Source organism: Pseudomonas japonica (assembly GCF_900188455.1).
GTDB classification, from domain to species: Bacteria; Pseudomonadota; Gammaproteobacteria; order Pseudomonadales; family Pseudomonadaceae; genus Aquipseudomonas; species Aquipseudomonas japonica.
The window spans coordinates 1-26583 of sequence record NZ_FZOL01000013.1 but is presented as its reverse complement, the minus strand read 5'-3'; the positions used below and the strand labels follow the sequence as shown (position 1 = coordinate 26583).

The following is a 26583-nucleotide window of genomic DNA, read 5'->3' as shown; positions in this document are numbered from 1 at the left end:
CGCGCTGTTCAGATGCGGAATCCGCTGACCAGGCGCAGCAGTTGGCCAGCCTGTTCTTCCAGTTGCACACAGGCATCCAGGGTCGTGCGCAGATCGCCCAGTCCATCCTGGTTGAGCAGGCTGATTTCGCTGATCTGCTCGGCGAGGGAGTCGATGACGGTGGTCTGCTCCTCGGTGGCGGTGGCCACGGAATGGTTCAGTCCATCCATGTCGCCGACCAGCGCGGTGATGCCCGACAGGTGCTGCCCGGCGTGATCGGCGATCTCCCGGGTCTGACGGCCGCGCAGCTGGCTGGCGGTCATCACCGCGACCACGCGGTCCGCGCCGCTCTGCAATTCTTCGATCATCTGCTGGATTTCCTGCGCCGACGCCTGGGTGCGGTGGGCCAGCCCCCTGACCTCGTCGGCGACCACAGCGAAGCCACGCCCGGCGTCACCGGCGCGGGCCGCCTCGATCGCCGCGTTCAGCGCCAGCAGGTTGGTCTGCGCCGATACGCCCTGAATCACGTCGAGAATCTTGCCGATATCCAGGGTGCGGCTGGCCAGCGCATCGATTTCCGTTCGGCAGCTCGCGATGTCGTCGCTCAACTGGCCGATGGACGACAGCGTCTGCGCGACCGTGGACGATCCCGCTTCGCTTTTCCGCCTGGCATCGCTGGCCTGGGTGGAGGCATCGGCGGCGCTGTGGGCGATTTCCTGGGCGGTGGCGCCGAGCTCGACGATGGCGGTCGCCATGCTGGTGGTGCGGCTGCTCTGCTCGTCGCTGCTGGCCACCAGGCCGTCGGTGGTGCTCAGCACCTGGCGGGCCACCGCGTGCAGTTGGTGGGCACTGCGCGCCACCTGGCCGACGGAGTCGTGGATGCGCGCGACGAAACGGTTGAAAGCGTGGGCCAGTTCCGCCAGTTCATCGGTGCCGCGGGCGTTCAGGCGCCGGGTCAGATCGCCTTCGCCGCCGGCGATGTCCTGCATGGCGCCACTGATTTCGCGCAGAGGGCGCAGCAGCCAGTGGATCAAGGCGCCGAGCAGGAGCAGTACCGCCAGCACGGCCAGGGCCGTGGCGCTGTAGGCGGTGCGGCGAAACTCGGTGAGTGGCCGGTAGGCGGCGGCCTTGTCGATCACCAGGGCGACCTGCCAATGGATACCCGGCAGACCGCTGATGGGGGTCAGCGCGAGCAGCTTGCTCTTGCCGCCTTCGCTGAATTCCTGCAGTCCGTCGACGCGTTGTGCTGACAGCTGCGGGTAGGCTTCGCCGAGATTCTTGAACAGCAGTTCCTGGCGCGGGTGCAGGAGGATCTGCCCTTGCTCGCTGACCAGGAAGGCGTAGCCGTCGGCGCCGGGGTTGGCCGCTTCGAGCATGGCGTTGATGGCGTCGAGGGCGACGGCGCCGGCCGCCACGCCGGTGAGGCGGCCATCGCGCACGATGGGGTGGGCAAGGGCCAGGGCGGGGCGGTTGGTGCCGGCGTACAGGTAGGGTTCGGTGATGACCAGGCCCGAGCCCGCGGCGGCCTGCTTGTACCAGACGCGGGTGCGTGGGTCGTAGCCTGGCGGCATCGGTGTGTCGGGTGCGCTGGTGAAGCTGCCTTGCGCGCTGCCCAGCGAAGTGGAAAGGAACAGTTTGGCGTAGACCTCCTGGTCGAGCAGGCCACGCACCGTTGCCGGGGCCTGGTCCGACGCCTGCAGTTGCCGCGCCAGCAGGCTGACCAGATGGCCACGCCCCTCCAGCCAGTTGTGGATGCTGTACGCCAGCAGCCTGCCGTTGCCACTGAGCTCGGCTTCCAGGCTGCGCTGCGTGACGTCTTGCTGGCGTTGATCCTGGTACAGGGCGAACAGGCCGAAGGCCGCCACCACGACCAGGGACGCGGCCAGGAGGATCTTGCGGGCGAATGAACGGACATGAAGCATCGGCGTAGGCACCATCGTGGTTTCTGCAGGGAGAAGGAGGGCGAACGCAGCGCGGCCGGGCGAACCCGGCCACGCCGGCGTCTCACCACAGCGGCAGGGTGTAGCTGAGGATCAGGCGGTTGTCGTCCAGGTCGTTGGCGAAGTGCCGGGTGCGGATCGTCGCGTTGCGCCATTTCACGCCCAGGTTGCGCAACGGACCGCTCTGGAACACATAGGCGATGTCGGTATCGCGTTCCCATTCCTCGCCGCTCGGCCGACCGCCGCCGAGTTCGATGTCGCTGCCGCTGATATAGCGGCTCATGAAGGTCAGGCCGGGAATCCCCAGGGCGCTGAAGTCATAGTCGTAGCGCGCTTGCCAGGAGCGTTCGTCGCGGTTGGCGAAGTCGCCGAACTGCACGTAGTTGAACAGGAACGGATCGCTGCCGGCGATGTAGGCGTAGCCGGTGTCGCCGGCCATGCGCTGGTAGGCGAAGGCGACGCTGTGGGCCGCCTGGCGGTAGGTCAGCATGGCGCCGTAGGCGTCGTTGTCGACGTTGCTGCTGCCGTCGTCCCGGGCGCGGGCGGCGCGCACTTCGCTGCGCAGCGAGCGCTGGTCGTCGAAGCGCAGGGTGTGGGTCAGGCTGAGGATGTGCTGGCGGTAGATGTCTTCCAGTTCGCCATAGTGCCAGGCGCCGCTCAGCTGGTCGTTCCAGCGATAGGTCAGGCCGGCGAAGTTGAAGGCGTCGCTGGTCTTGCTGCTCTTGATGCCGGTGGCGCCGGCGCTGCCGCTGCTGGCGCTCATGTCTTCGAAGTCGGAGGAGTTGCGCTGGTTGACCTGGCTCAGGCGTCCGGCATCGAGGGTCAGGCCGTCGATCTCCTGGGAGTTCAGGTGGCCACCGCGAAAGCTCTGCGGCAGCAGGCGCGCGTCGTTGTAGGAGACGCTGGGCAGGCGCGGCTGCAGCGCGCCCAGCTTGAGCACGGTGCGCGAGACCTTGAACTTCGCGGTCAGGCCCAGTTCCCCGTACTCGTCCTGCGCCTCGCGGCTTTCCCGGTCCTGCTTGAGCAACTGCGTGCCGCTGCGCCCGCCGCCGGAATCGAGCTTGATCCCGAGCAGGCCGAGGGCATCGATGCCGACGCCGATATCGCCCTCGGTGAACCCCGACTCGTAGCGCAGCAGCAGGCCCTGGGCCCACTCTTCGGCCTTGGCCTGGGGGGCGCCGGCCTGGCGAAAATCACGGTTCATGTAGAAGTTGCGCAGCTCCAGGCTGGCCTTGCTGTCGTCGAGCAGGGCCGCGCTGGCCGGCAAGGCCGGGGCGAGGGCGCAGCCGGCCAGGAGCAAGTGTGTGACGGGGAGGGAATGCTTCATGGTGATGTCCTGTTGTTGTTTTTGAGGGAACGGTGCGCCGCGCATCGAACCGCGGGGGTCGATGCGAGGCACGGGAAGCAGGGGGATTGCGTGATTCAGAACTGTTCGGCGCCCAGACCGTACAGCGGCCGGCTGCCGGCCCGGATGCTCGCCTCCAGGCCCAGGGTGCGCGGCAGCAGGCGGCTGAAGAAGAAGTCCGCGGTGGCCAGCTTGCCGCCGTAGAACCCTGGGTCTTCGTCGTGTTTGTGCTGTGCGGTCGCGGCCATGCGCGCCCACATGTAGGCGTAGGCGACGTAGCCGAACAGGTGCAGGTACTCCACCGAGGCCGCGCCCACCGAGTCGGGATCGGCCTTGGCCTGATCCAGCAGCCAGTCGCTGAGGACTTCCAGACGCTGCAGCGCCTCCAGCAGCGCGGGGCTGTGGGGCGTGCGCCGGGTGTGGGCGAAGTCACGGATCTCCGCGGCGAAGCGCTGCAGCGTCGCGCCGCCGTTGGCCACCACCTTGCGGCCCAGCAGGTCGAGGGCCTGGATGCCGTTGGTGCCTTCGTAGATCTGCGCGATGCGCACATCACGGACCAGTTGTTCCTGGCCCCATTCGCGGATGTAGCCGTGGCCGCCGAACACCTGCTGGCCATGCACGCAGCTTTCCAGGCCGTTGTCGGTGAAGAAGGCCTTGGCCACTGGGGTCAGCAAGGCCACCAGGGCTTCGGCGTCGCGGCGTTCGCCGGGGTCCGTGGCGTACTTGCTCAGGTCCAGTTGCTGGCCGACATAGCAGGCGAACGCGCGCCCGCCTTCGTTCAGCGCCTTCATGGTCAGGAGCATGCGCCGCACGTCGGCGTGGACGATGATCGGGTCGGCGGCCTGCTGCGGGTTCAGCGCACCCGCGGCGGCGCGGCTCTGCAGGCGGTCGCGGGCATAGGCCACCGCGCTCTGGTAGGACGCCTCGGCGCAGCCGATGCCCTGGATGCCGATGGACAGGCGCTCGTAGTTCATCATGGTGAACATCGCCGCCAGCCCCTTGTTCGCTTCGCCCACCAGGTAGCCGGTGGCGCCGTCGAAGTTCATCACGCAGGTGGCCGACGCCTTGATGCCCATCTTGTGTTCGATGGAACCGCAGCTCACCGCGTTGCGCGCGCCGAGGCTGCCGTCGGCGTTCACCAGCACCTTGGGCACCAGGAACAGCGAGATGCCCTTGGGGCCGGCCGGGGCGTCAGGCAGACGGGCGAGCACCAGGTGGATGATGTTCTCGGTCAGGTCCTGCTCGCCGCCGGTGATGAAGATCTTGCTGCCGCTGACCTGGTAGCTGCCGTCGGCGCGGGGTTCGGCGCGGGTGCGGATCAGGCCCAGGTCGGTGCCGGCGTGGGCCTCGGTCAGGCACATGGAACCGGCCCAGTGGCCGGCGTACATCGCCGGCAGGTAGATGCGCTTCAGGTCCTCGCTGGCGTGGGCATCGATGGCCAGGCAGGCACCGGCGCTCAGCGCCGAATACAGGGCGAAGCTGGAGCCGGCGGCATAGAGCATCTCCTCGAAGGCCACGGCGAGCATCTTGGGCATGCCCATGCCGCCGTACCGCGGGTTGCCGGACAGGCCGACCCAGCCGCCCTCGGCGTAGGTGGCATAGGCCTCGCGAAAGCCGGCGGGGGTGCGCACCGCGCCGGCGTGCCACTGCGCGCCTTCCTCGTCGCCGCTGCGGTTGAGCGGGGCGATCAGGCTCGCGGTGACCTTGGCCGCTTCTTCGAGAATGGCGTCTGCGGTGTCGGCATCGACGCTGTCCGCCAGGGCCGGCAGGCGCGCCCACAGCTCGGGGGCGGCGAAGACTTCATGGAGGACGAAGCGCATGTCGCGCAACGGGGCCTGGAATGTACTCATGGATAAAGCTCTCGATGGCGGGGGCATTGCCCCCGCGGGTCAGTGGGAAGTGGCGCTGTCCATGCCCAGCCCGGTTTCGGCGCGCACCTTCTGGTCGTCGAAGCCCTGGCGATCGCGGGCGCCCTGCGCACTGCGGTCGAAGTGCGACACCAGCACCAGCACGAGGAAGGCCAGGGGCATGGAGAACAGGGCCGGGTGGTCGTAGGGGAAGATCGCCTGGGCGTGGCCGAGCACGGTGACCCAGACGGTTGGCGAGAGGGTCACCAGGGTCAGGGACGAGATCAGCCCCGCCAGCCCGCCGCAGATTGCCCCGCGGGTGGTCAGGCCTTTCCAGTACATGGCCATGATCAGCACCGGGAAGTTGGCCGAGGCGGCGATGCCGAAGGTCAGGCCCACGAGGAAGGCGATGTTGACCTGCTCGAAGAGGATGCCCAGGGCGATGGCCACCAGGCCCAGGCCCACCACCGCCAGGCGCGAGACTTTCATCTCCTCGGCCTCGCTGGCCTGGCCGCGCTTGAGCACGGTCACGTAGAGGTCATGGGAGATGGCCGAGGCGCCGGCCAGGGTCAGGCCCGCGACCACCGCGAGGATGGTGGCGAAGGCCACGGCCGAGAGGAAGCCGAGGAACAGGCTGCCGCCGACCGTGTTGGCCAGGTGCAGGGCGACCATGTTGCTGCCGCCCACCAGTGCGCCGCCCAGTTGCCCGTTGACGAAGTACTGCGGGTCGGTGCCGACGATGACGATGGCGGCGAAGCCGAGGACGCACACCACGAGGAAGAAGAAGCCGATGAAGGCCGAGGCGTAGAGCACCGACTTGCGCGCTTCGCGGGCGTTGGGCACGGTGAAGAAGCGCATCATGATGTGCGGCAGGCCGGCCAGGCCGAACACCAGGCCCAGGGCCATGGAAGCGACGTTCAGCGGATTGGACAGCATGCTGCCGGGGCCCATGATGTTCCAGCCGTTGGCGTGGGTTTCCACCGCGCGCCGGGCCAGGGTTTCCAGGCTGAAGCCGAACTCGGCGAGGGACAGGAGCATCAGCGTGGTACCGCCGGCCAGCAGCAGCACGGCCTTGATGATCTGCACCCAGGTGGTCGCCAGCATGCCGCCGAAGACCACGTACACCAGCATCAGCACGCCCACCACCACCACCGCGACGGCGTAGTCGAGGCCGAACAGCAGCTTGATCAACTGTCCGGCGCCGACCATCTGCAGCAGCAGGTAGCAGCACACCACGGTCAGCGAGCCGCAGGCGGCCAGGACGCGGATACGGCGCTGGTCGAGGCGGAACGAAACGATGTCGGCGAAGGTGTAGCGGCCGAGGTTGCGCAGGCGCTCGGCCATGAGGAAGGTGAGGATCGGCCAGCCGATGAAGAAGCCGGTGACATAGATGAAGCCGTCGTAGCCCTTGGCGAACACCAGGCTGGAGACGCCCAGCAGGGTCGACGCCGACATGTAGTCGCCGGCGATCGCCAGGCCGTTCTGGAAGCCGCTGATGCCGCCGCCGGCGGTGTAGAAATCGTGGGTCGAATGGGTGCGCCGCGAGGCCCACCAGGTGATCAGCAGGGTGGCGAAGACGAACAGCATGAACATGCCGATCGCGTCCAGCTTGAGCGGCTGCCGGCCGCTCTCGGCGGCGCAGGCCAGGCCGGGCAGGACAGCGGCCATTGCCGCGAAACCACGGGTCGCAATGCGTTTCATGCCTGGCTCTCCTCGATGATGCTGGCGCCGATTGGGTCGAAGTGCTGGTTCGCGCGGTGCACGTACCAGGCGGTGAGCAGCCAGCTGGCCAGCAGCAGGAGTGCGCCCAGCGGCAGGCCGAGGCTCAGGTGGCTCCCCGGGAAGAGCGGCTGGTGGAGGAACTGCGGGTTCACGGCGGCGACGCCCATGAACAGGAAGTAGGCGGCCAGCACCACCGCCGACAGGCGCCAGCTGGTCCGCGAGCGGGCCCGGCTGAGGGCGAGGAATCTGGGGTTCTGGCGTATGCGCTGATAGTGCTCGACGTGTGGATCGGACGTGCGGGTCATGGGGCCTCCGGTTGTTTTTGTTGTACGGCAGGGCACCGGCCCGCCGCGGGGCGGGCCGTTTGTCGTCATGGACAGGAATGGCCGCTCAGGGCCAGGTGTAGGCGTTGTAGCGTTCGCGCAGGGTCTTCTTGCTGACCTTGCCGGTGGCGGTGTGGGGCAGTTGCTCCAGCACTTCGCTGGCATCCGGCAGCCACCATTTCGGCACCTTGCCGTCGAGGAAGGCGATCAACTGCGCATGGCTCGGCGCGGCCCCGGCGTCCCTGGGCACGATCACCAGCAGCGGCCGCTCGCTCCAGCGCGGATGGGCGACACCGACCACCGCCGCCTCGGCGATATCGGGGTGGGCCATGATCGCGTTCTCGATGGCCACCGAGCAGATCCATTCGCCGCCGGACTTGATCACGTCCTTGAGGCGATCGGTGATCAGCATGTAGCCGTGCGGATCGATGCAGGCCACGTCGCCGGTATCGAACCAGTCCTCGCTGCTGTCCTGGCCGTAATAGCCGTTGCGCACCCACGGGCCGCGCACCTGCAGGGCGCCGGAGGCCACGCCGTCATGCGCCAGGCGCTGGCCGGCTTCGTCGACGATGCGCATTTCCACGCCGAACAGCGAGCGGCCGGACTTGAGCAGTTGCGCCCCGCGCTGCGGCTCCTGCAGTTCGGCGTACCAGGGCTGATGGCGGTTGTAGCTGCCCATGGGGCTCATTTCGGTCATGCCCCAGCCGTTCTCCAGGGCCACGCCGTGCTCGCCCATGGCCTCGATCAGCGCCAGCGGGCAGGCCGCGCCGCCGGTCACCGCGCGGCTCAGGGTGGGGATCTGCAGGTCGTGGGACTGCAGGTACTGGCTGATGTTGTTCCACAGGGTCGGGACCGCGAGGGAGAAGGTCACGCCCTCGTCGTTGATCAGCCGCACCATCGCCGCGGCGTCACCGACCCCGGGGCCGGGCAGGACCAGCTTGGCGCCGACCATCGCGGCGTTGTAGGGCATGCCCCAGGCGCTGACATGGAACATCGGCACCATCGGCATCACCACGTCGATGGCGCGCAGGCCGACGTTGTCGGCCATGTTCTGCGCCATGCCGTGCAGCACGGTGCTGCGGTGGCTGGTCAGCACACCCTTGGGATCGCCGGTGGTGCCCGAGGTGTAGCAGAGGCCGCAGGCCTGGCGTTCGTCGATCTCCGGCCAGGCATAGTCCGCGCTCGCCCCGGCCAGCAGCGCTTCGTAGCTGAGCAGGCCGGGCAGGCTGCTGGCGGGCAGTTCGTCGGCGCCGCACAGGGCGATGAAACGGCGCACCGAGACCAGCTGGTCCTGCAGCGCTTCCACCAGCGGGATGAACTGGGGGTCGATGAACAGCACATCATCCTCGGCATGGCGGATGATGTAGGCGATCTGCTCGGGGAACAGCTTGGGATTGATGGTGTGACAGACGCGCCCGCTGCACGGCGCGGCGTAGTGCAGCTCGAAATGCCGGTGATCGTTCCAGGCCAGGGTGCCGATCCGTGCGTCCGGCGGGCAGTCCAGCGCCTCCAGGACGTTGGCCAGGCGGGCGACGCGGGCGAACGCGTCGGCGTAGGTGTAGCGATGCACGCGCCCATCGGCGAACAGGGAAACGATCTCGGTATCGGCCGCGACCTGCAGGGCATGGCGCATGATCGCGCCGATGCCGAGGTCGAAGTTCATCATCATGCCTTGCACAGGCAACCTCCTGCCTTGTTCTTGTATGAGGGCATACACAGTTGCCGTTCGCTGGAGCGGCAACCCTCGTGACAGGGGATCAGCAAGGCCTGTGCCAAAGGCTGTGATGAACTTTTTACCGCAATAAAACCTTTTTAAATCAAATAGATAGATTTACGTGTCGGCGAGTCGGGCGCTCGCCGGTGCTTTTTTCAGCTGGCTTCGGTTTCAAATCTGAACCGGGTTTCAGGTTCACCATTTCATTCCTGCGGTGTCGCGCCGCCCGCGCGCAGGCGCCGCCACAGGGTCGTGCGACTGATGCCCAGGCGGCGCGCGGCCTCGTTGACGTCGCCCGCGCAGGCGGCGAGCACCTTGCGCACATGCGCCACTTCGCTGCTCTTGCCGACATGGCGCAGGTCCTCGGCGGCGTCCAGGGTCTGCTCCTCGCTATGGTCGAACAACTCCGGGAACAGCGGGCGCAGCAGCAGTTCGCCGGGATCGTCGCCGAGGCTCGGGGCGGACAGCACGGCCCGTTCGACGAGGTTCTCCAGCTCGCGAATGTTGCCCGGCCAGGCATGGTTCTGCAGCGTCGGCATCAGCCGTTCGAGGAGCGTGCGGCCCGCTGCCGCGGCGCTCTCGGGCAGGCGTTGGAGGATCGCGTTGGCCAGCAGCGGGATATCCGCGGCCCGTTCCCGCAGCGGTGGGACCGCGAGGCGCAGGATGTTCAGGCGGTAGTAGAGGTCTTCGCGAAAGCGTCCATCGGCAATGCGCTCGCGCAGGTCGCAATGGGTCGCGGCGAGTACGCGCAGGTCCACCGGGGTCGGCTCCGATGCCCCCAGGCGCAGCACCTCGCGCTCCTGCAGCACGCGCAGCAGGCGGGTCTGCAGGCTGACGGGCATGTCGCCGATCTCGTCGAGAAACAGCGTGCCGGTGTGTGCCGCCTCGATCAGGCCGGTCTTGCCGCCCTTGCGCGAGCCGGTGAAGGCGCCGTCCTCGTAGCCGAACAGTTCGCTTTCCAGGAGGGTTTCGGGGAAGGCGGCGCAGTTGATCGCGACGAAGGGCCCGGCCTGGCGCGGACTGGCATTGTGCAGGCTCTGCCCGAGCAGTTCCTTGCCGGTACCGCTTTCTCCGGTGATCAGCACGGTGGCGTCGGTTTGCGCGTAGTGCCGCGCCAGTTCCAGCAGCATGCGGAATGCCGGGGTGTCGCCGAGAATCTGCTCGAAGCGGTAGCGCGCGGTGAACTGCCGCGGGCGTGCCTGGCTGCGGATGCGCCGGTCGGCGCGCTGGATGACGTTGGTTTCCTGGCAGGAGATCACCGCGCCATCCGGTCGGCCGCTTTCGATGATGGCGCTGATGTTGGCCGCCAGCACCCGCCCGCCGATGCGCAGGATGCGGTTCTCCTCGCTCTCGCCGTTGCGCAGCGTGGCGCTGATGTCCAGTTCCGGCATGAGCTCAGCGATCGCGCGATCCCGCGCGGTGTCGGCGGGGATGTCCAGCAACTGGGCCATGCGCGGGTTGAGGGACTGCACGATGCCGTTGGCGTCCACTGCGATCACGCCGTCGGTGAGGTTGCGCAGCACGGCATTCAGGCGTTGCTGCTGGATCAGGGCGTGGGTTCGGCTGCGGGCGATCGCCAGGGTCTCGTCGAGGGCGCGGCGAATCGCATCGGCATTGAGCGCGAGCACGCCCTTGGCGCCCGCTGCTTCGGCCATTTCCACCGCGGTGGAGGAGCCGACGATGACCCGGTAGCCGTCGTCGATCAACTGATGGACGCGCTGGTGCGCTTCTTCGGCGTTGGAGTAGGTGGCCTGGCGCACCTCGACGGTGAACAGCGAAGCCATGGCGTCCAGTTCGGGGTGGCCGCGTTGAAAGCTGACGATGCCCACCTTGGTCGCCTGTGCCCTGGCCAGGTCCAGGGCGCGGATCAGGTCGTACTCGCCCATGCGGATCGCCAGGCTGCTGGTGGCGATATGGCGCCGCAGGTAGTCGGCGGTGGCGCCGGAACAGATGATCACGTCGACGTCCTGCCGATCGTCCAGTGCCCGCCCGGTGTCGAGCAGTTGCAGGGTGGTGGTTTCGACGATTTCGATGTGCGCACGGTCCTGATAGTCGGGGATCACCTGCTGCACGATGCGCGCCATGCGGCTGGGGCCTTCGGGCGGGCGCAGGTGGGTGATGAGGGCGACGATTCTGGGGAGATAGCGTTCTTCTGGCATGGCGTCAGGTCGGCAGGGGAGGGCTATTTCTAGACTGAAACAATGGTTTCACATTTGCAAAGCGTCAGTCGTCGCGAAGACCCTTCTGAAGCTGTCGTTATGTCGTAACTATATGTTTTAAAAGGAAAAATAATTTATTTTCAGGAGCTGGAACGGCTCTTGCTCTGCCCTGCCCAGGTCATCCACCTGTGAGCAGAATCGCCGATGTACAGCACACCATCCTCCACTGGATCCGCGCCTCCGCGGATCGACCTTCCCCAGGCCCTGACGCCGCTGGCGCATTTCCTGGCGGCACACACCGCGAGCGACCGGATTCGCGTCGAGCGCTGCGAGCGTCTGTCCGGCGGCGCCATCCAGGAAAACTGGCTGCTGACGGCCACCCTGGAGCGCGCCGGGCAGCGCCTCGAACGACGCTGGGTCCTGCGGACCGATTCGCCGTCCTCGGTGGCGGTGAGCATGAGCCGCGAGCAGGAGTTCGCCGTCCTCAGCGCGGTGCACCAGGCCGGGGTCAAGGTGCCCGAGCCGTTGTGGCTGTGCCGCGACCCGGCGCTGATCGGCCGCGATTTCTTCGTCATGCAGGCGCTGTCCGGCTCGGCCAGCGGCTACCGGCTGAGCACCGACCCGAGCCTGGAACCCCGGCGTGGCGAGCTGTGCCGCGAGCTGGGCCGCAGCCTCGCCGCGCTGCACCGGATCACCCCGGAGCACCCGGCGCTGGGCTTTCTCCCGGCGGCACGGGCCGATCATGCCCAGGCCTGCATCGACCAGTACCGCCAGTACCTGGATGCGCTGCCGGGCAGCCACCCGGTGATCGAGTGGGGCTTGCGCTGGTGCGAGGTGAACCGGCCCGAGCCGGTGCCCGCGCGGCTGATCCACCGTGACTACCGCACCGGCAACTACATGGTCGACGGCGGCCAGTTGAGTGGCGTGCTGGATTGGGAGTTCGCCGGCTGGGGTGATCCCCGCGAAGACCTCGGCTGGTTCACCGCGCGCTGCTGGCGCTTCGGTCGTCCCGACCGGGAGGCGGGCGGTGTGGGCGAACTCGACGACTTCCTCGATGGCTATCAGGCGCTTTCCGGCTGGCGCCCGGATGCCGATGAGCTGCGCTACTGGCAGTTGATGGCCCACCTGCGCTGGGCGGTCGTCGCCCTGCAGCAGGCGCAGCGTCACCTGACCGGCCAGCAGCGTTCGCTGGAACTGGCCCTGACCGGGCGCATGGTGCCGGAGCTGGAACACGAAATCCTCAACCTGAGCGGAGGTGTGCGATGAACGCACCGGATGCACGAGAACTGCTGTCGACGTCCCGCGAGCTGTTGCTCGACCGGTTGCTGGCGGCGCTGCCGACGGACCTGCACTACGAGGCCCGGATGATCGCCAGCGCCATGGCCATCGCCCTGCGCGAGATCGACCAGGGCGATGACTGCGCGCAACTGGAGGCGCGTGAGCTGAGCCGTCTGCTGGCGACTCACGGCCTGGCCGGGCTCACCGCCAGCGATGCGCGGGCCCTGTTGGCGCAGTTCATCCGCCAGGGGTTGTACGACCACCCGAACGAGCAGCAACTCGCCTTGCTCTTGGCCCTCGATTCGATCACCCGCAGCCGCCTGGCGGTGAGCAATCCGAAGGTGCTGGCCCATGCCCGCTGAACTGCCGCCAGGCCAGCGCCGACGCCGCCTGCACCTGGTGCGCCACGGCCACGTCGACTACTTCGACGAGCAGGGCCGCCCGCTCGATCCGCGCACGGTGTCGCTGTCCCGGCGCGGTACCCAGCAGGTGCGCGCGCTGGGCCAGTTCGTCCGCGACCTGACCTTCGACCGCGTGCTCTGCTCCGACTACCCGCGTGCCCAGCAGACCCTCGACCTGCTGCTGGCCGGGCGCCCGGCGGTGGTGGACTTCCTGCCCGAGCTGCGCGAGATCCGCGCCGGGCGCTTGCGCGAGATCCCCGCCAGTGCCCTGCGCGACGCGGTCACCGGCGCTTACCACCAGGCGGCCACGGCGGATGCGCGGTTTCTCGGTGGCGAGCGCTGGGAGGACTTCCAGCAGCGGATCCTGGCGCAGTTCTTCGCCCTGCTCGCCGAGCCGTCCTGGCACAGCGCGCTGATCGTCAGCCACGACGCGGTCAACCGCATTCTCCTGGCCTGGGCGGCCGGCGTCGGCCTGCCGGGCATCGCCGCCTTCGAGCAGGACACCGCCTGCCTGAACATCATCGATGTCGCCAGCGATGCCCCGGCGACACCGGGCGGGATCATCCGCACCCTCAATTTCACGCCCTACAACCCCCACAAGGCGGGGGTCGACGGCACCGTGCTGGAAGAGCTGTTCAGCGCGATCGCCCCGGCCGCCCTTTGAGCTCCAACCGTTTGGCAACCACAGGAAAACCGTTATGAACTTCGCCCTCACCGATGAACTGCAGGCCCTGCAGGCCAAGGTCCGCGACTTTATCGCCCGTGAAATCATCCCGCTGGAACAGGACCCGCGGCAGACGCCCCACGGTCCCACCGAGGACCTGCGCCAGGACCTGGTGGCCAAGGCCCGCGCCTGGGGGCTGCTGACCCCCCACGCGTCGCCGGAAATGGGCGGGCTGGGCCTGTCCCATATCGCCAAGGCGGTGATTTTCGAAGAGGCCGCCTATTCGCCGCTCGGGCCGACCGCGATGAACATCCACGCGCCGGACGAAGGCAATATCCACCTGATGGAAGTGGTTGCCACCGAGGCGCAGAAGGATCGCTGGCTGCGGCCGCTGGTGCAGGGGCACATCCGTTCCTGCTTCGCCATGACCGAGCCGGCGCCAGGGGCCGGCTCCGATCCCTCGATGCTCGCCACCATCGCCGTGCGCGACGGCGACGACTACGTGATCAACGGCCACAAGTGGCTGATCACCGGGGCGGAAGGCGCCAGCTTCGCGATCATCATGGCGCGCACCGAAGACGGTAACGCCACCATGTTCCTCACCGACACCGACAAGCCCGGGTTCATCCTCGAACGCATGATGGATTCGCTGGACACCTGTTTCACCGGCGGCCATGCGGTGCTGCGTTTCGACAACCTGCGCGTGCCGGCCGCGGATGTGCTGGGCGAGGTGGGCAAGGGCTTCCGCTATGCCCAGGTGCGCCTGGCACCGGCGCGCCTGACCCACTGCATGCGCTGGCTCGGCCAGGCCCGCCGGGCCCACGATGTCGCCACCGCCTATGCCCATCGCCGCGAGTCGTTCGGGCGCCGGCTGGGCGAGCACCAGGGCGTCGGCTTCATGCTCGCCGACAACGAGATGGACCTGCTCACCACGCGCCTGGCCATCTGGCACTGCGCCTGGGTTCTCGACCAGGGCGAACGCGGCAACTTCGAATCGAGCATGGCCAAGGTGATCAGTTCCGAAGGCATCTGGCGGGTGATCGACCGCAGCGTGCAGATCCTCGGCGGCCAGGGCGTCACCAGCGAGGCCATCGTCGACCGGATCTTCCGCGACGCCCGTGGTTTCCGCATCTATGACGGTCCCAACGAGGTTCACCGCATGAGCCTGTCGCGCAAGATCCTCGCGCGCCTGGACGGAGGTGTGCAGTGAGCCGTTCGCCTGTGCAACTGTTCGACCTGCGTGGCAAGTGCGTGCTGGTCACCGGTGCTTCCAGCGGCCTGGGCCGTCACTTCGCGCGGACCCTGGCGGCCGCGGGCGCGCGGGTGGCGGTCGCCGCCCGGCGGGTGGAGCGCCTCGACGAACTGGTCAACGACCTGCGCTTCGAAGGCCACGAGGCCCGCGCCTATACCCTGGACGTCACCTCGCGGCAGTCGGTGCTCGACTGCCTGGCGGCAATCCGCACCGATTTCGGCGGCATCGACATCCTGGTCAACAACGCCGGCGTCAGCGATACCAAGCGCGTCCTCGATTACGACGACCAGGACTGGCAGACGATTCTCGACACCAATCTCAAGGGCGCCTGGATCGTCGCCCAGGAGGTGGCGCGGGGCATGGTGGAGGCGGGGCGGGGTGGCAGCCTGATCAACATCACCTCGATTCTCGCCGCGCGCGTGAGTGGTGGTGTCGGCCCGTACTGCGCGGCCAAGGCGGGCTTGAGCCATCTCACCCGGTCCATGGCGCTGGAGCTGGCGCGGCACCAGATTCGGGTCAATGCCATCGCCCCGGGTTACGTGGTCACCGAGATCAACGAAGGGTTTCTCGCCAGTGAGGCGGGGGAGCGGCTCAGGGCGCGGATTCCTTCCCGGCGTTTCTGCGATTGCGCCGATCTGGACGGCGCCTTGCTGCTGCTGGCGTCTGACGCGAGCAGGGGCATGACCGGCAGCGAGATCGTGGTCGATGGCGGCCATGCCTGTTCGGGAATCTGAACCCGAGCACGGCCACCCCGCTGAGCAGCGGGGTAGCCGTGGCAGGTGTTACAGCGAGGAGGTGAGGACGATCTTGCCGATGTGTCGGCCCGAATCCATCAACTCGTGCGCCGCCCGGGCCTCGCCGAGGGGGAAGGTGGCGTAGATCAGCGGCTTGATCCGGCCACTGCGAATATGCGGCCAGACCTGCGCCTCCAGCTCGGCGATGATCGCCGCCTTTTCCTCGTGGCTGCGTGAACGCAGGGTCGAGCCGATGTGGGTCAGGCGCTTGACCAGCATGGGGAACAGGTCGACGTGGCTGGCCGGGCCCTTGATCACGCCGATCTGCACGATACGGCCATTCATCGCGGCGGTTTTCAGGTTCCGGTCGACGTAGTCGCCGCCGATGATATCGACGATGACGTCGACGCCACGGCCATCGGTCTCACGCATGACCTCGGTGACGAAGTCGTGGGTTTCGTAATTGATCGCGTGATCCGCGCCCAGCGCCCGGCTGGCGGCCTGCTGCTCGGGATTGGCCACCGTGGTGAAGATCTTCGTGGCGCCGAAGGCCTTGGCCAGCATGGTGGCGGTGGTGCCGATGCCCGACGCGCCGCCATGGATCAGCACCGACTCGCCAGCCTTGAACTGACCGCGCTGGAACAGGTTGACCCAGACCGTCATGAAGGTTTCCGGCAGCGCCGCCGCTTCGATCATGCTCAGCCCCTGCGGCAGTTGCAGGGTGGTGCGCTCGTCGGCGACGGCATACTCGGCATAGCCACCGCCGGGGATCAGTGCCATGACCTGGTCGCCGACCTTGAAGCGGGTGGTTTGCGGGCCGAGGGCGACGACTTCGCCGGCGACTTCCAGGCCGGGAATGTCCGACGCGCCGGCGGGCGGGTCGTACAGGCCCTTGCGTTGCAGCACGTCCGGGCCGTTGACGCCGGCGGCATGCACGCGAATCAGCAGCTCACCGGCGTACACGCTCGGCGTGGGGCGCTGGGTTGGTATCAGTACCTCGGGGCCGCCTGGCTGGACGATGTCGATGGCGGTCATCCGCGAGGGAAGGGTGGGTGTCATCATGGGTGACAATCTCTACGCTATGGGAGGTGTGGCCCATCCTAGGGGCGCGGCGGCCAGCGGTCGTGCAGCGTTTTCTCAGGGCAGGGCTGCAGGAATGCAGCAGGAGAAAGGCATGAACTGGAACGATGCACGGGTCTTCCTCGCCCTGGCCCGACAGCAGACGCTGCGCGGCGCGGCGCGGGCAATGAACGTCGACCAGGCGACCGTCAGCCGACGCGTCGCCGCGATGGAGCATGCGCTCGGCTCGACCCTGTTTCTGCGCACCGCCAGCGGCTATCAGCTCACCGAGGTGGGCGAGAGCGTGCTGGAACTCGCCGAGCGCATGGAGGCTTCGGCCATCGAACTGGTGCGGCGGGCGCAAGGGCAGGACCGGGCGCTGTCGGGGGAAGTACGGGTGACCACCACCGACTCGTTGGCGGTGGATTTCGTCATTCCCGCGGTGGCGCGCCTGCATGCTCGCCATCCGCAGGTGCGGATCACCCTCAACAGCTCGTCCGACCTGCTCAACCTGTCGCGGCGTGACGCCGACATCGCCATTCGCACGCTCAAGCCGGACAACCCCGACCTGGTGGTGCGCCGCCTGGCCAGTTGGCCCATGGGCCTGTTCGCCGCGCAGGCCTATCTCGATGCCCATGGCGAGCCGGCGCGGGGCACGGCGTTCGCCGGTCACGATCTGGTCATGTACGAGCCATGGTTGCAGGACGCGCACACGGCGAGCCTGGTGGGGGAGCCGATTGGCGCGGGGCGTGTGGTCATGACCGGCAATACCAGCATCCTGGTGCGCAATGCACTCAAGGCCGGGATCGGGCTGGGGGAGATTCCGCTGTACATGGGCCAGCAGGATGGCCTGGTGCGTCTGTGGCCGGAGTGCCAACGCAGCAAACCGTATGAAGTGTGGATGGTGACCCATGGCGACTTTCGCCATACCGCGAGGATTCGCGCGGTGATCGATGCGCTGGTGCAGGCGTTCGCGGAGCTGTCGGGGGACTGCGGGTAGGGTGGGGGTATTTCGAAAAGCGCATCCCTGCGCCATGCCGCAAAGCGGCCCCGATTGGCTTGACTGATCGGCATTACGAGGAGGGGGTGTTGATTTTTTTGATACTTAAATAAATAGAACTGTGTTTATTGTGTATCGTTAATTGGCTTGCTCTTGTGCGAATTAGATAATATGTTAACTAAAACAATGATCTCGGAGGCGTCATGTTCCTGTCATCGAGCGAACAGATCGGATTCGAGCGCTGGTGCCAGTCCCTGCGCAGCATCTGCGGCAATTTCAGTACCCTGCCTTCCAGCCTGACCCGGCACTTCATCGGCGAGATCCACAGCCAGGCCATCGGTGCCCTGGACACTGCCCATATCCGTACCAACGCGCGCCTGATCAGCCGCCAGCTGATCGGCGTCGACAGCGACGACAGCCACTGCTTCCTCATCTACCAGCGCAGCGGTCGCCAGCGCATCCGCCAGGCCGGCATGGAAGTGGAACTGGGCCCGGAAGACATCGCCCTGGTGGATTCGGCGCGGCTGTTCGAGATCGAGCCGCTGGGCCTGGTGGAGAACGTCTCGGTGCATCTGTCGCGGGATATCGTCACCCGCCAGTTCAAGGGCGATAACCTGTTCGGCAAACTGTCGCGCAACAATGTGTCGAGTCGCATGGTGCGCTCGCTGGTGCAGTCGATCGGCATGCTCGGTGATGGCGCGGCCAATGGCGACGACGGCCAGGCGATCCAGAGTGCGCTGGTGTCGCTGGTGCTGCCGGCGATGTCCGGCCAGGCGCAGGGGCAGGCGCATCTGCTGGAGAGCAACAGCCTGTTCGCCACGGCGCTGCGCCTGGTGGATGAATCCCTGCAGGATGTCGACCTCGGTCCCGCTTACCTGGCGGATCAGTTGCACACCTCGGTGCGCAGTCTCTACCGGTTGTTCGAGGAACACGGTGAAAGCGTCTCGCGCTATATCCTGCGGACCCGTCTGACCAAGGTGGCCCACGACCTGTGCAGCCATACCCTGCGCAGCCAGTCGATCACCCAGATCGCCTTCAAGTGGGGCTTCGTCGACGTGGCCCATTTCAGCCGCGCCTTCAAGCGCCAGTTCGAGGTGTCGCCCCGCGATTACCGGGCTCACGCGTTTCAGCTGTGAGCACTGGCGAAAAATGCCAACTGCGTTGGCGGTCACAGTCAAGCGCAGCCCCCTCGCAAAACTTCTAATACCTCTGCATAGCCGCGAAGCCTGCTAGTGCGCGACCCACGGGAGCCGTCCGGCCGTGGGCGCATAAAACAATAAATGTGTCGCTGGAGTCCGAAACACATGAAAACCCTCTTTCTGCTGGCGGGTCTGCCGTTGTTGCTGTCGTCCCTGCCTGCCTCGGCCGTCGACAGCGGCGCTCCCGCCCAGGTCGACGCCAGGCGCCTGACCAACGCCAACCTCGAACCCGGCAACTGGATGAGCCACGGCCGGACCTACGACGAGCAGCGCTACAGCCCGCTGGACGCCGTCAACGACAAGAACGTCAGCCAGCTCGGCATGGCCTGGACCACCCGCCTGGATATCGACAGCGGTACCGAAGCCACGCCCATCGTGGTCGATGGCGTGATGTACACCACCGGCGCCTTCAGCATCGTCTACGCGATGAATGCGGCGACCGGCGAGATGCTGTGGAAATACGACCCCCATGTGCCGCCGGAAAACCTCAGCCAGGGCTGTTGCGGTCCGGTCAACCGCGGCGTCGCGGTGTGGAACGGCAAGGTCTATGTCGGCAGTTTCGACGGCCGCCTGATCGCCCTCGACGCGGCCAGCGGCAAGGAAGTCTGGTCGGTGGACACCATCCTCGACCGCAACAAGAGCTACTCCATCACCGGCGCGCCGCGCATCGTCAAGGGCAAGGTGCTGATCGGCAACGGCGGCGCCGAGTTCGGCGTGCGCGGCTATGTCACCGCCTACGACGCCGAGACCGGCAAGCAGGCCTGGCGCTTCTACACCGTGCCGGGCGATCCGAAACTGCCGCCGGAAAACCCGGCGATGGCCATGGCCCTGAAGACCTGGAGCGGCGACGACTGGGTGAAGTGGGGCGGGGGCGGCACGGCCTGGGACTCCATGGCCTACGACCCGGACCTGGACCTGCTGTACATCGGCACCGGCAACGGTTCGCCGTGGAACTACCAGTTCCGCAGCCAGGGCAAGGGCGACAACCTGTTCGTCTCGTCGATCCTGGCCCTGCGTCCGGACACCGGCGAGTACGTCTGGCACTACCAGGTCACGCCGCAGGATCGCTGGGACTACACCGCGACCCAGCACATCATCCTCGCCGACATCAAGGTCGACGGCCAGGTCCGCAAGGTGCTGATGCAGGCACCGAAGAACGGCTTCTTCTACGTGCTCGACCGCACCAACGGCAAGCTGCTCTCGGCGAAGAACTACGTGCCGGTGAACTGGGCCAGCGAGATCGATCTGAAGACCGGGCGCCCGGTGCTGACCGGCGCCGCGGATTACTCCAAGGAGCCCAAGGTCGTACAGCCGAGCTTCCTCGGTGGGCATAACTGGCACCCGATGTCCTACAGCCCGAACACCGGTTACGTCTACATCCCGGCCCAGCACACCCTGGCCGAGCTGAAGGCCGCGAAAGAGCCGATGTTCTTCCCGAACAAGTCGGTGCTCAACTTCGGCCTGGACGTACCGGATCTGCCGGAGGACCCGAAGACCTTCAAGCAGATTCGCGACGCCTGGACCGGCGAGCTGATCGCCTGGGATCCGGTCAAGCAGGCTCCGGCCTGGAAACAGGCCTACGCCAGCGCCGGCAACGGCGGCACCCTGGCCACCGCGGGCAACCTGGTGTTCCAGGGCACCGCGGACGGCCGGGTGGTGGCCTACAGCGCCGACAAGGGTGAAAAACTCTGGGAACACCGGGCCAACTCCGGGGTGATGGCCGGGCCGATCACCTACACCGTGGGCCAGGACCAGTACGTGGCCTTTTCCGTCGGCTGGGGCGGCATCCTGCCGTTGCTCACTGGCTCCCTGACCAACAAGGCCAAGGTCCAGTCGGAGTCGCGGATCATTGCCTTCAAGCTGGGCGCCAAGGGCGAGCTGCCACCTCCGCGCGAAGCCCCGGTATTCCCCAACGTCGACCTGGAGCTGAGCGCCAGTCCCGAGCAACTGGTCCAGGCGCGGGGCATGTTCAACGGCCTGTGCGCGGGTTGCCATGGCCTGAACGCGGTCGCCGGCGGCGTCGTTCCGGACCTGCGCTACCTGACCCAGGAGAAGCACCAGGCCTTCCCGGCCTTCGTCAGCGGCGCGCTGATCTACCGCGGCATGCCGAATTTCTCCGACATCCTCAAGCCCGAGGACATGGAGCTGATTCGTCAGTACCTGGTCAAGCGCACCCATGATCTTCAGGCCGACCTGAAGGCCAACGCCGGCAACTGAGTCCGATCTGTCCGAAACCGCCTGGCGGCCCCTGCGAATGGGGCCGTCCGGGACGCTGCACGCCAACAAAAACAACAACGAGAGTTCACCATGAAGATCATCCGTCCCTCGGCCCTGGCGGCCGGCCTCGCCCTGCTCGGCGTTTCTCTCGCGGCTCAGGCCGATGTCAAACCCGATCCCGGTGACTACACCGCGCTGCCCAAGGGCACCGACGTGGTCGTGCTCTACCAGCAGAACCCGCGCGGCGACAAGGTCTACTCCGGCGGCAAGAAGGTCGCCGACGACCTCGATCTGGACATGACCGTCGGCGTGCTGCGTCTGATCCACTTCACCGATTTCTTCGGCACCGGCTACACCTGGGATCCACAGATCGTGATCCCCTTCGGCCAGCAGGATATCGGTGCCACGCACACGAAGAATTCAGGCCTGGGCGACATCACCTTCGGTGGCACCCTGTGGACCATCGCCGACCTGGAGCGCAACGAGCACCTCGGCTGGTCGGTGTTCTTCACCGCGCCCACCGGCGGCGACAAGAACGAAGGCTTTGCCCTCAGCAACAACCGCTGGGCGGTGGATCTGCAGGCGGGCTACATCAAGGGCCTGACCGACAAAATCACCTGGGACGTGATCGCCGAGGCCGAGTTCTATCAGGACCAGCGCTCGACCGACGCGAAGAAGGACACGCTGTTCCAGCTGCACAACCACCTGCGCTACAACTTCACCCCCGAGACCTACGCCGCGATCAGCTACCGCCACAACTGGGGCGCGCGCGAGACCCTCGATGGCGTAACCCTGGCGACCAGCCGCGACAACGGTACCGTCGGCTTCACCGTGGCGACCATGGTCGGCAAGCAACTGCAGGTGCTCGGGCAGGTGATGCACGACACCTCGGTGCGCGAGGGGGTGAAGATCGACAATTCGCTGCAGTTCAGGCTGGCGTATTTCTACTGAAACGGTGTTGTCGGGACCGCGCGCATAGGCTTGTAGGAGCTGGCTTGCCTGCGATGGAGCGCGCAGCGGTCCCCGATAGCAGTGAGTTCTGGGACCGCTGCGCGGTCCTTCGCAGGCAAGCCAGCTCCTACAAAGCAAAGCGGAACTCATCCCGATTTCCTACTTTCGAGTGACCCACCTAAGTAGCTCGTACTTCTAACTCCCGCTTACTAGCCTTGTGCCCACCCGCTTGCGTAGGGTTGGGCCCTGATGAGCATCCAACCCACGCGCCAGAGCGGAGCCGGCGCGTCGGAACATCCCCGCGAGAGCAGATGGAACAGCCCATGAAGAACAACGAGCGGCAACGCGCCGCACACCGCCGTGCCGCCCTTGGCGCGTTGCTTTTGAGCTCCACCGGCGTATTGGCCGATACCCCGGTCGAAGTCGAACCCGTGGTGGTCAGTGCCACCCGTAGCGGCGACCAGTGGGCCCAGGCCGCGCTGGCCGCCAGCGTCGTCGATGCCGGCGACAGCCGCGGCGAACAGGCGCTGACCCTCGGCAACCTGCTGTCCGCGGTCCCGGGTGTGGTGGTGCAGAGCCGCTACAACGCCGCCCAGGGCTTGCGCCCGGCGATCCGTGGTTTCGGTTCGCGTTCCAGTTTCGGCGTGCGCGGGATCCGCGTGCTGGTGGACGGCGTGCCGCTGACCATGCCGGACGGGCAGACCGAGCTGGATGGCTTCGACCTCGGCCTGGTGGAGCGGATGGAAGTGCTGCGCGGGCCGGCGGCCGTGCTCTATGGCAATGGCGCGGGTGGGGTGCTGGCGATCAATACCCGCGAGCCGGGCGAGCAGCCGTCGGTGGCGGGCGATGTCAGTTTCGGCAGCTACGGTTTCCGTCGCCAGAGCGTCGAGGCCAGTGGCAGCGAAGGCAATGTCGGCGCGCTGGTGGCGCTGAGTTCGACCCAGTCCGAAGGCTACCGCGAGCACGCCACCAGCGAGGCCAACAACCTCACCGGCAAACTGCGCTGGTGGGGCGACACGGGACGCCTGGCGCTGACCCTGCATGCGCTGGACAACCGTTCGGAAGACCCGGGCGGCCTGACGCTGGGGCAGGTGCGGGCGGATCGCAATCAGGCGCGGCCGCAAAGCCTTTCCTTCGACTCCGATGAGCGCGTCACCCAGCAGCGTCTGTCGCTGGTGTGGGACGGCCAGCCGGTGGGTGAAGACACCTACCAGATCCGCAGCTACGTCGGACAAAGGGACTTCGAGAATCGCCTGCCGCTGGCCGCCAACGGACAGACCAGCTACGAGCGCCTGTTCGGTGGCATCGGTGCCAACTACACCCATGTCGCCGACTGGTTCGGTCTCGGCCACAAGCTCACCTTTGGCGCGGACCTCGAGTCCCTGCGCGACGATCGTGATCGCAACAACAATATCGTCGGGGGTGAAAAGGGCGCCTTGACCTCTCGCCAGCGCGAAGAGGCGCGCAGCCTCGGTCTGTTCATCGAGAACCAGACCGAACTGACCGAAAACTGGCTGCTCAGCCTTGGCCTGCGGCACGATACCGTGCGCCTGAACGTGGACGATCACTTCCTGCGCGACGGTGACGATTCCGGCAAGCGCAACCTGCGCGACCTCAACTACAGTGCCGGTCTCAGCTATCGCCTGGACCCGCACCATACGCTGTACGCGCGGGTCGCCACCTCCTTCGAGACCCCCACCGTCAGCGAGTTGGCCAACCCGAACGGCGGTGGTTTCAACAGCAGCCTCGAACCGGCCGAAGCGTTGAACCAGGAGATCGGTTTCAAGGGCGAGACGACCCACTGGCGCTACGAGGCCGTGGTCTATCGCATCGACACCCGCGATGAGCTGGTGCCCTATGTCAATGGCCGCACCTTCTATCGCAATGCCGGCTCGACCCGTCGCGATGGCCTGGAGCTGAGTGCCCGCTGGCAGCCCGACGAACACTGGCAACTGACCACGGCCTACAGCCTCAACGACTACACCTACCGCAGTTTCGAAAATGCCGACGGCAATCGCCTGCCGGGCATCCCGGTACAGAGCCTGTTCGGCGAATTGAGCTACAGCCGGGACAACTGGTACGTGCGCGTCAACACCTCGGTATTCGACCGCCAGTACGCCGACAGCGGCAATACCGCGCGGGTCGGCGGCTATGCCCTGGTCAATCTGCGCATGGGCATGCAGCTCAAGGGCTGGGCCGAGAATGTCGAGCCTTACGTGGGGCTGGATAACCTGACGGACCGTCGCTACTACGACAACCTGCGGATCAATGACAGTGGTGTGCGGTACTACGAGCCGGCACCGGGACGTACCGGTTATGTAGGCGTAAAAGTACGCTTCTGACGGTATTCGTCCAACATCCCTGGTAATAGCCTCGCTCGGTCGGCAGCGACTGCAAGGTGATAGATTCCGACGCTTTTGGAGGACATCACCTTGCGTCAGATTACTCGTCACCTGGCGGCAAAACAGTCAGTGCCAGTTCGTGCGCAACGGCAGCGCGTATTCCGCGCAACAGGCCCGGGCGCACCTGGAGAAGAAGCAGGCCTATCTGCAGAGGAAGAAACTGCTCACGCGCACGGAAGGCTTCATCGAGCTGGCGGCGACCCAAAGCAGCATGAGCGGGAAGGCCTACGAGATTCGTTGTGCCGCGGGAGTCCAGTTGGCGGGTGGTTGGCTGGAGGCGGAACTGCAGCGGATTCGTCGGAACGAATAGGCGCTCTGGATCAAGGCAGTTCTTGCCGGGAAGCCAGGGCCAGTTTGCTTGGATAGCTCGCTTCATGTTCAGGAAGCGACAGCGGCTTGCCGTCCAGGATGGCGTAATCGCTGCCGAGCAACTGTTCAGCAAGACGAACGACGAGACGTTCTGGGTCGATCCAGATCAAGTTCAAATCGAACAGCGTGTGGATATCGGCTCTGAGTAGCAGGCCATTGCTAACGACGTTGGTTCTGTCACCTTGATAGGGATGGATATGCGCGGCTTCGAGAATGGCTTCGATGTCGCAGCCGGTTATTGCGCACCGGCCGGCATAGGCTTTGAGCAGTTCTCTTCTAAAGCGTGGTTGACCGCGACGTCGTACGATCGAAACGAACTCTCGGTTGCGCGCATCCTCGATGCCTTCTGGATCGAACACACCCTGTGCCGTGAGCTGCTCCACGACGGAGGTTGGAACGCCGTCAATTAATGGGCTGACTTGTCGTTGCAAGACGAACGGGGTGGGAAGGGTATTCGGTGTATGTGTCACATAATCGAACACACCCTCGAAACGAAACCCCGCACCCGGATGTTCATATTTTTTGCGGCGATAAAAGACCAGCAGTTCAAGCCCTGTACTTTTGTGCTCAAGGATCAGATGGTCTGTTCTCCCTAAGTTTTGCCCTTGCATGTGCAAGGTATCGCCGGAGAGAACATCACTGTATTGCGTTCGATCTGAGGTTTTGTGCTCGGTTAAAAATAACCAAACCGAATCCAAGCCTTTCGGGCGAAAAATACCGGTGTTGATCGTGGCATCGGTGATGCCAAATAACTGCTTGAGCGCCTCGCGGGTGTAAACAGCACCTGGTTGCAAACGTTCGGATGAGTAATTGGGCATCCCGCACCGCAGTTCTGGCAAATGGCCATCGACTCTAGCGCGATATCTCACATAGTTGAAGGATTTGTCCTACTCAAATGTCAGGCCGATACATTGCCGTCCTCCAGTCGGCGTGTTAGAAAATTCAAGGTCATCCATTTTTCTAATATCGCCATGCTCCCCATTTCAAAAGCCACTAGAACGCTCTTCGACCTTGACCTCCTGCGCGCCGTGGTGGTGGTCGCCGACTGCGGCAGCTTCACCACTGCCGCCTCCCGCCTGCATTCCACCCAATCCACCATCAGCCAGAAGGTCCGCCGTCTGGAGGACATGGTCGGCCACCGCCTGCTCGAACGTGGCAACCGCGAGGTCCTGCCCACCGATGCCGGGCAGACCCTGCTGGGCTACGCCCGCCATATGCTGGCGCTGAACGACCAGATGCTGGAGGCGCTGGCTGGGGCGACGGTGGGGGTGACCGTGCGCCTGGGGGTGCCGGAGGACTTCGTTGGTGGACGCACCACCAATGCACTGTCGGCCTTCAATCGCAGGCACCCGCAGGTGAAGCTGGAAGTCACCAGCGGCCTGTGCCGCGATATCGCCCAGAGCTACGACAACGGCGAGTTGGACCTGGTCCTGCTCAAGCAGCGGCACAATGGTCGGGAAGGGGTGGCGAGCTGGGCGGAGGAACTGGCCTGGATCGACAGCGCGAAGAATCCCGCCCTGGCACTGGACCCGATCCCGCTGGTGACCTTTCCGCCTCGTGGTCTGTACCGCGACGAGATCATCAGTGCCGTCGAGGCACTGGGACGGCGCTGGCGGATCGCGTTCACCAGTTCCAGCCTGAGCGGGATCCAGGCGGCGGTGGCCGATGGCATGGGCATCAGCCTGCTGCCGCCGCGGGCGGTCACCGGGGATCATCGGGTGCTGGGGGAGGGGGATGGGCTGCCCGTGGTGGACAGCTACGAGATCGTGGTGGTGCACCGGGGGACGGCGGAGCCGATGGTGAAGGAGTTGGGGGCGGTGCTGGCGAAGTTGCTGGATCAGGAGTGAACAGGCGACGCTGCGGGCCAATCGCGGGCAACGCCCGCTCCCAGTGTGCCCGGCATGGGCCAAAATCAGTCACCTGAAAGCGGTGACCAGACTGAGTGACGATAACTGTAGTGAAACGCAAGGTGGACGCCGTGAGGCCAAGCTGAAAGAAGCGCGTAGCGAAGGCGCGACCGCAGGAACA

Annotated in this window: 21 protein-coding genes; 12 read left to right on the top strand and 9 right to left on the bottom strand. The window is 66.1% G+C overall.

The annotated features are described in order from the left end of the window. Positions 1 to 8 precede the first annotated feature (8 nt). The 7 genes from CHB99_RS16515 to prpR form a co-directional block, all read right to left on the bottom strand. Positions 9 to 1901 carry a methyl-accepting chemotaxis protein gene (locus CHB99_RS16515; protein WP_042126351.1) on the bottom strand — a complete coding sequence of 631 codons (1893 nt, stop codon included), beginning with the start codon at positions 1899 to 1901 and terminating at the stop codon, positions 9 to 11. A gap of 82 nt (positions 1902 to 1983) precedes the next feature. Then, a complete protein-coding gene (locus tag CHB99_RS16510) occupies positions 1984 to 3246 on the bottom strand; it encodes an OprD family porin (RefSeq protein WP_042126353.1) in 1263 nt (420 codons plus the stop codon). 95 nt (positions 3247 to 3341) lie between these two features. Then, positions 3342 to 5114 (bottom strand): acyl-CoA dehydrogenase C-terminal domain-containing protein, encoded by a 1773-nt coding sequence (locus CHB99_RS16505; RefSeq protein ID WP_042126354.1) that lies wholly within the window; start codon positions 5112 to 5114, stop codon positions 3342 to 3344. A gap of 39 nt (positions 5115 to 5153) precedes the next feature. Further along, positions 5154 to 6779 carry a cation acetate symporter gene (locus CHB99_RS16500; protein ID WP_089266573.1) on the bottom strand — a complete coding sequence of 542 codons (1626 nt, stop codon included), beginning with the start codon at positions 6777 to 6779 and terminating at the stop codon, positions 5154 to 5156. Positions 6780 to 6808: 29 nt separating this feature from the next. Beyond that, positions 6809 to 7138: a DUF485 domain-containing protein gene (locus CHB99_RS16495; RefSeq protein ID WP_042126359.1), complete on the bottom strand. Its 330-nt coding sequence runs from the start codon at positions 7136 to 7138 to the stop codon at positions 6809 to 6811. 85 nt (positions 7139 to 7223) lie between these two features. Further along, positions 7224 to 8825, bottom strand: a complete 1602-nt coding sequence (locus tag CHB99_RS16490; RefSeq protein WP_245655621.1) for a long-chain fatty acid--CoA ligase — start codon at positions 8823 to 8825, stop codon at positions 7224 to 7226. A 248-nt stretch (positions 8826 to 9073) separates the two neighbouring features. Then, the gene (prpR, locus tag CHB99_RS16485; protein WP_052419470.1) at positions 9074 to 11029 is read right to left on the bottom strand and encodes a propionate catabolism operon regulatory protein PrpR; all 1956 of its coding nucleotides are present in this window, start codon (positions 11027 to 11029) and stop codon (positions 9074 to 9076) included. Between the two features lie 204 nt (positions 11030 to 11233). Here prpR and CHB99_RS16480 point away from each other — a divergent pair, with 204 nt between their 5' ends. The 5 genes from CHB99_RS16480 to CHB99_RS16460 are packed head-to-tail and all read left to right on the top strand — an operon-like array spanning position 11234 to position 15358. Further along, positions 11234 to 12295 carry a phosphotransferase family protein gene (locus CHB99_RS16480; protein WP_084702793.1) on the top strand — a complete coding sequence of 354 codons (1062 nt, stop codon included), beginning with the start codon at positions 11234 to 11236 and terminating at the stop codon, positions 12293 to 12295. Then, positions 12292 to 12669: a DUF6285 domain-containing protein gene (locus tag CHB99_RS16475; RefSeq protein ID WP_042126363.1), complete on the top strand. Its 378-nt coding sequence runs from the start codon at positions 12292 to 12294 to the stop codon at positions 12667 to 12669. Before CHB99_RS16480 ends, CHB99_RS16475 begins: the two co-directional genes overlap by 4 nt. Next, complete coding sequence (locus tag CHB99_RS16470) at positions 12659 to 13372, top strand: histidine phosphatase family protein (RefSeq protein WP_042126365.1); 714 nt, start codon at positions 12659 to 12661, stop codon at positions 13370 to 13372. Before CHB99_RS16475 ends, CHB99_RS16470 begins: the two co-directional genes overlap by 11 nt. 34 nt (positions 13373 to 13406) lie before the next feature. Further along, a complete protein-coding gene (locus tag CHB99_RS16465) occupies positions 13407 to 14582 on the top strand; it encodes an acyl-CoA dehydrogenase family protein (RefSeq protein WP_042126367.1) in 1176 nt (391 codons plus the stop codon). Next, the gene (locus tag CHB99_RS16460) at positions 14579 to 15358 is read left to right on the top strand and encodes an SDR family NAD(P)-dependent oxidoreductase (RefSeq protein WP_042126369.1); all 780 of its coding nucleotides are present in this window, start codon (positions 14579 to 14581) and stop codon (positions 15356 to 15358) included. Before CHB99_RS16465 ends, CHB99_RS16460 begins: the two co-directional genes overlap by 4 nt. 48 nt (positions 15359 to 15406) lie before the next feature. Here CHB99_RS16460 and CHB99_RS16455 read toward each other — a convergent pair whose 3' ends face one another. Continuing rightward, positions 15407 to 16393, bottom strand: a complete 987-nt coding sequence (locus CHB99_RS16455; protein ID WP_042126370.1) for an NAD(P)H-quinone oxidoreductase — start codon at positions 16391 to 16393, stop codon at positions 15407 to 15409. A 139-nt stretch (positions 16394 to 16532) separates the two neighbouring features. On the opposite strand from CHB99_RS16455, the gene CHB99_RS16450 reads away from it, so the two are divergent. The 6 genes from CHB99_RS16450 to CHB99_RS30120 all read left to right on the top strand — a co-directional run bounded on the left by CHB99_RS16450 (position 16533) and on the right by CHB99_RS30120 (position 24496). Continuing rightward, entirely contained in the window at positions 16533 to 17417 is an 885-nt protein-coding gene (locus tag CHB99_RS16450; RefSeq protein WP_042126372.1) for a LysR family transcriptional regulator, read from the top strand. Between the two features lie 203 nt (positions 17418 to 17620). After that, positions 17621 to 18553, top strand: coding sequence for a transcriptional regulator FeaR (gene feaR / locus CHB99_RS16445; RefSeq protein ID WP_042126375.1), 933 nt, complete (start codon positions 17621 to 17623; stop codon positions 18551 to 18553). A 168-nt stretch (positions 18554 to 18721) separates the two neighbouring features. Further along, on the top strand, positions 18722 to 20833 hold the full coding sequence (locus tag CHB99_RS16440) for a PQQ-dependent dehydrogenase, methanol/ethanol family (protein WP_042126377.1): 2112 nt from the start codon (positions 18722 to 18724) through the stop codon (positions 20831 to 20833). Positions 20834 to 20923: 90 nt separating this feature from the next. Next, positions 20924 to 21784: a transporter gene (locus tag CHB99_RS16435; protein ID WP_042126379.1), complete on the top strand. Its 861-nt coding sequence runs from the start codon at positions 20924 to 20926 to the stop codon at positions 21782 to 21784. 323 nt (positions 21785 to 22107) lie between these two features. Then, positions 22108 to 24126 (top strand): TonB-dependent receptor family protein, encoded by a 2019-nt coding sequence (locus tag CHB99_RS16430; RefSeq protein WP_042126381.1) that lies wholly within the window; start codon positions 22108 to 22110, stop codon positions 24124 to 24126. Positions 24127 to 24130: 4 nt separating this feature from the next. Continuing rightward, positions 24131 to 24496, top strand: coding sequence for a DUF5329 family protein (locus CHB99_RS30120; RefSeq protein WP_042126383.1), 366 nt, complete (start codon positions 24131 to 24133; stop codon positions 24494 to 24496). A gap of 10 nt (positions 24497 to 24506) precedes the next feature. Here CHB99_RS30120 and CHB99_RS16420 read toward each other — a convergent pair whose 3' ends face one another. Continuing rightward, positions 24507 to 25373 (bottom strand): HNH endonuclease, encoded by an 867-nt coding sequence (locus tag CHB99_RS16420; protein ID WP_245655618.1) that lies wholly within the window; start codon positions 25371 to 25373, stop codon positions 24507 to 24509. Between the two features lie 153 nt (positions 25374 to 25526). Here CHB99_RS16420 and CHB99_RS16415 point away from each other — a divergent pair, with 153 nt between their 5' ends. Next, positions 25527 to 26402: a LysR substrate-binding domain-containing protein gene (locus CHB99_RS16415; RefSeq protein WP_042126387.1), complete on the top strand. Its 876-nt coding sequence runs from the start codon at positions 25527 to 25529 to the stop codon at positions 26400 to 26402. The last annotated feature ends 181 nt before the right edge of the window (positions 26403 to 26583 follow it).

Excerpts from the sequence above, each read along its gene's own strand:
- CHB99_RS16495 (WP_042126359.1), bottom strand. The coding sequence starts at position 7,138 with ATGACCCGCACGTCCGATCCACACGTCGAGCACTATCAGCGCATACGC.
- CHB99_RS16465 (WP_042126367.1), top strand. The coding sequence starts at position 13,407 with ATGAACTTCGCCCTCACCGATGAACTGCAGGCCCTGCAGGCCAAGGTC.
- CHB99_RS16440 (WP_042126377.1), top strand. The coding sequence starts at position 18,722 with ATGAAAACCCTCTTTCTGCTGGCGGGTCTGCCGTTGTTGCTGTCGTCC.
- CHB99_RS16505 (WP_042126354.1), bottom strand. The coding sequence starts at position 5,114 with ATGAGTACATTCCAGGCCCCGTTGCGCGACATGCGCTTCGTCCTCCAT.
- CHB99_RS16490 (WP_245655621.1), bottom strand. The coding sequence starts at position 8,825 with ATGATGATGAACTTCGACCTCGGCATCGGCGCGATCATGCGCCATGCC.
- CHB99_RS16480 (WP_084702793.1), top strand. The coding sequence starts at position 11,234 with ATGTACAGCACACCATCCTCCACTGGATCCGCGCCTCCGCGGATCGAC.
- CHB99_RS16515 (WP_042126351.1), bottom strand. The coding sequence starts at position 1,901 with ATGCTTCATGTCCGTTCATTCGCCCGCAAGATCCTCCTGGCCGCGTCC.
- CHB99_RS16470 (WP_042126365.1), top strand. The coding sequence starts at position 12,659 with ATGCCCGCTGAACTGCCGCCAGGCCAGCGCCGACGCCGCCTGCACCTG.
- CHB99_RS16500 (WP_089266573.1), bottom strand. The coding sequence starts at position 6,779 with ATGGCCGCTGTCCTGCCCGGCCTGGCCTGCGCCGCCGAGAGCGGCCGG.
- feaR (WP_042126375.1), top strand. The coding sequence starts at position 17,621 with ATGTTCCTGTCATCGAGCGAACAGATCGGATTCGAGCGCTGGTGCCAG.
- CHB99_RS16420 (WP_245655618.1), bottom strand. The coding sequence starts at position 25,373 with ATGCCCAATTACTCATCCGAACGTTTGCAACCAGGTGCTGTTTACACC.
- CHB99_RS16455 (WP_042126370.1), bottom strand. The coding sequence starts at position 16,393 with ATGACCGCCATCGACATCGTCCAGCCAGGCGGCCCCGAGGTACTGATA.
- CHB99_RS16450 (WP_042126372.1), top strand. The coding sequence starts at position 16,533 with ATGAACTGGAACGATGCACGGGTCTTCCTCGCCCTGGCCCGACAGCAG.
- CHB99_RS16510 (WP_042126353.1), bottom strand. The coding sequence starts at position 3,246 with ATGAAGCATTCCCTCCCCGTCACACACTTGCTCCTGGCCGGCTGCGCC.
- CHB99_RS16430 (WP_042126381.1), top strand. The coding sequence starts at position 22,108 with ATGAAGAACAACGAGCGGCAACGCGCCGCACACCGCCGTGCCGCCCTT.
- CHB99_RS16435 (WP_042126379.1), top strand. The coding sequence starts at position 20,924 with ATGAAGATCATCCGTCCCTCGGCCCTGGCGGCCGGCCTCGCCCTGCTC.
- CHB99_RS16415 (WP_042126387.1), top strand. The coding sequence starts at position 25,527 with ATGCTCCCCATTTCAAAAGCCACTAGAACGCTCTTCGACCTTGACCTC.
- CHB99_RS16475 (WP_042126363.1), top strand. The coding sequence starts at position 12,292 with ATGAACGCACCGGATGCACGAGAACTGCTGTCGACGTCCCGCGAGCTG.
- prpR (WP_052419470.1), bottom strand. The coding sequence starts at position 11,029 with ATGCCAGAAGAACGCTATCTCCCCAGAATCGTCGCCCTCATCACCCAC.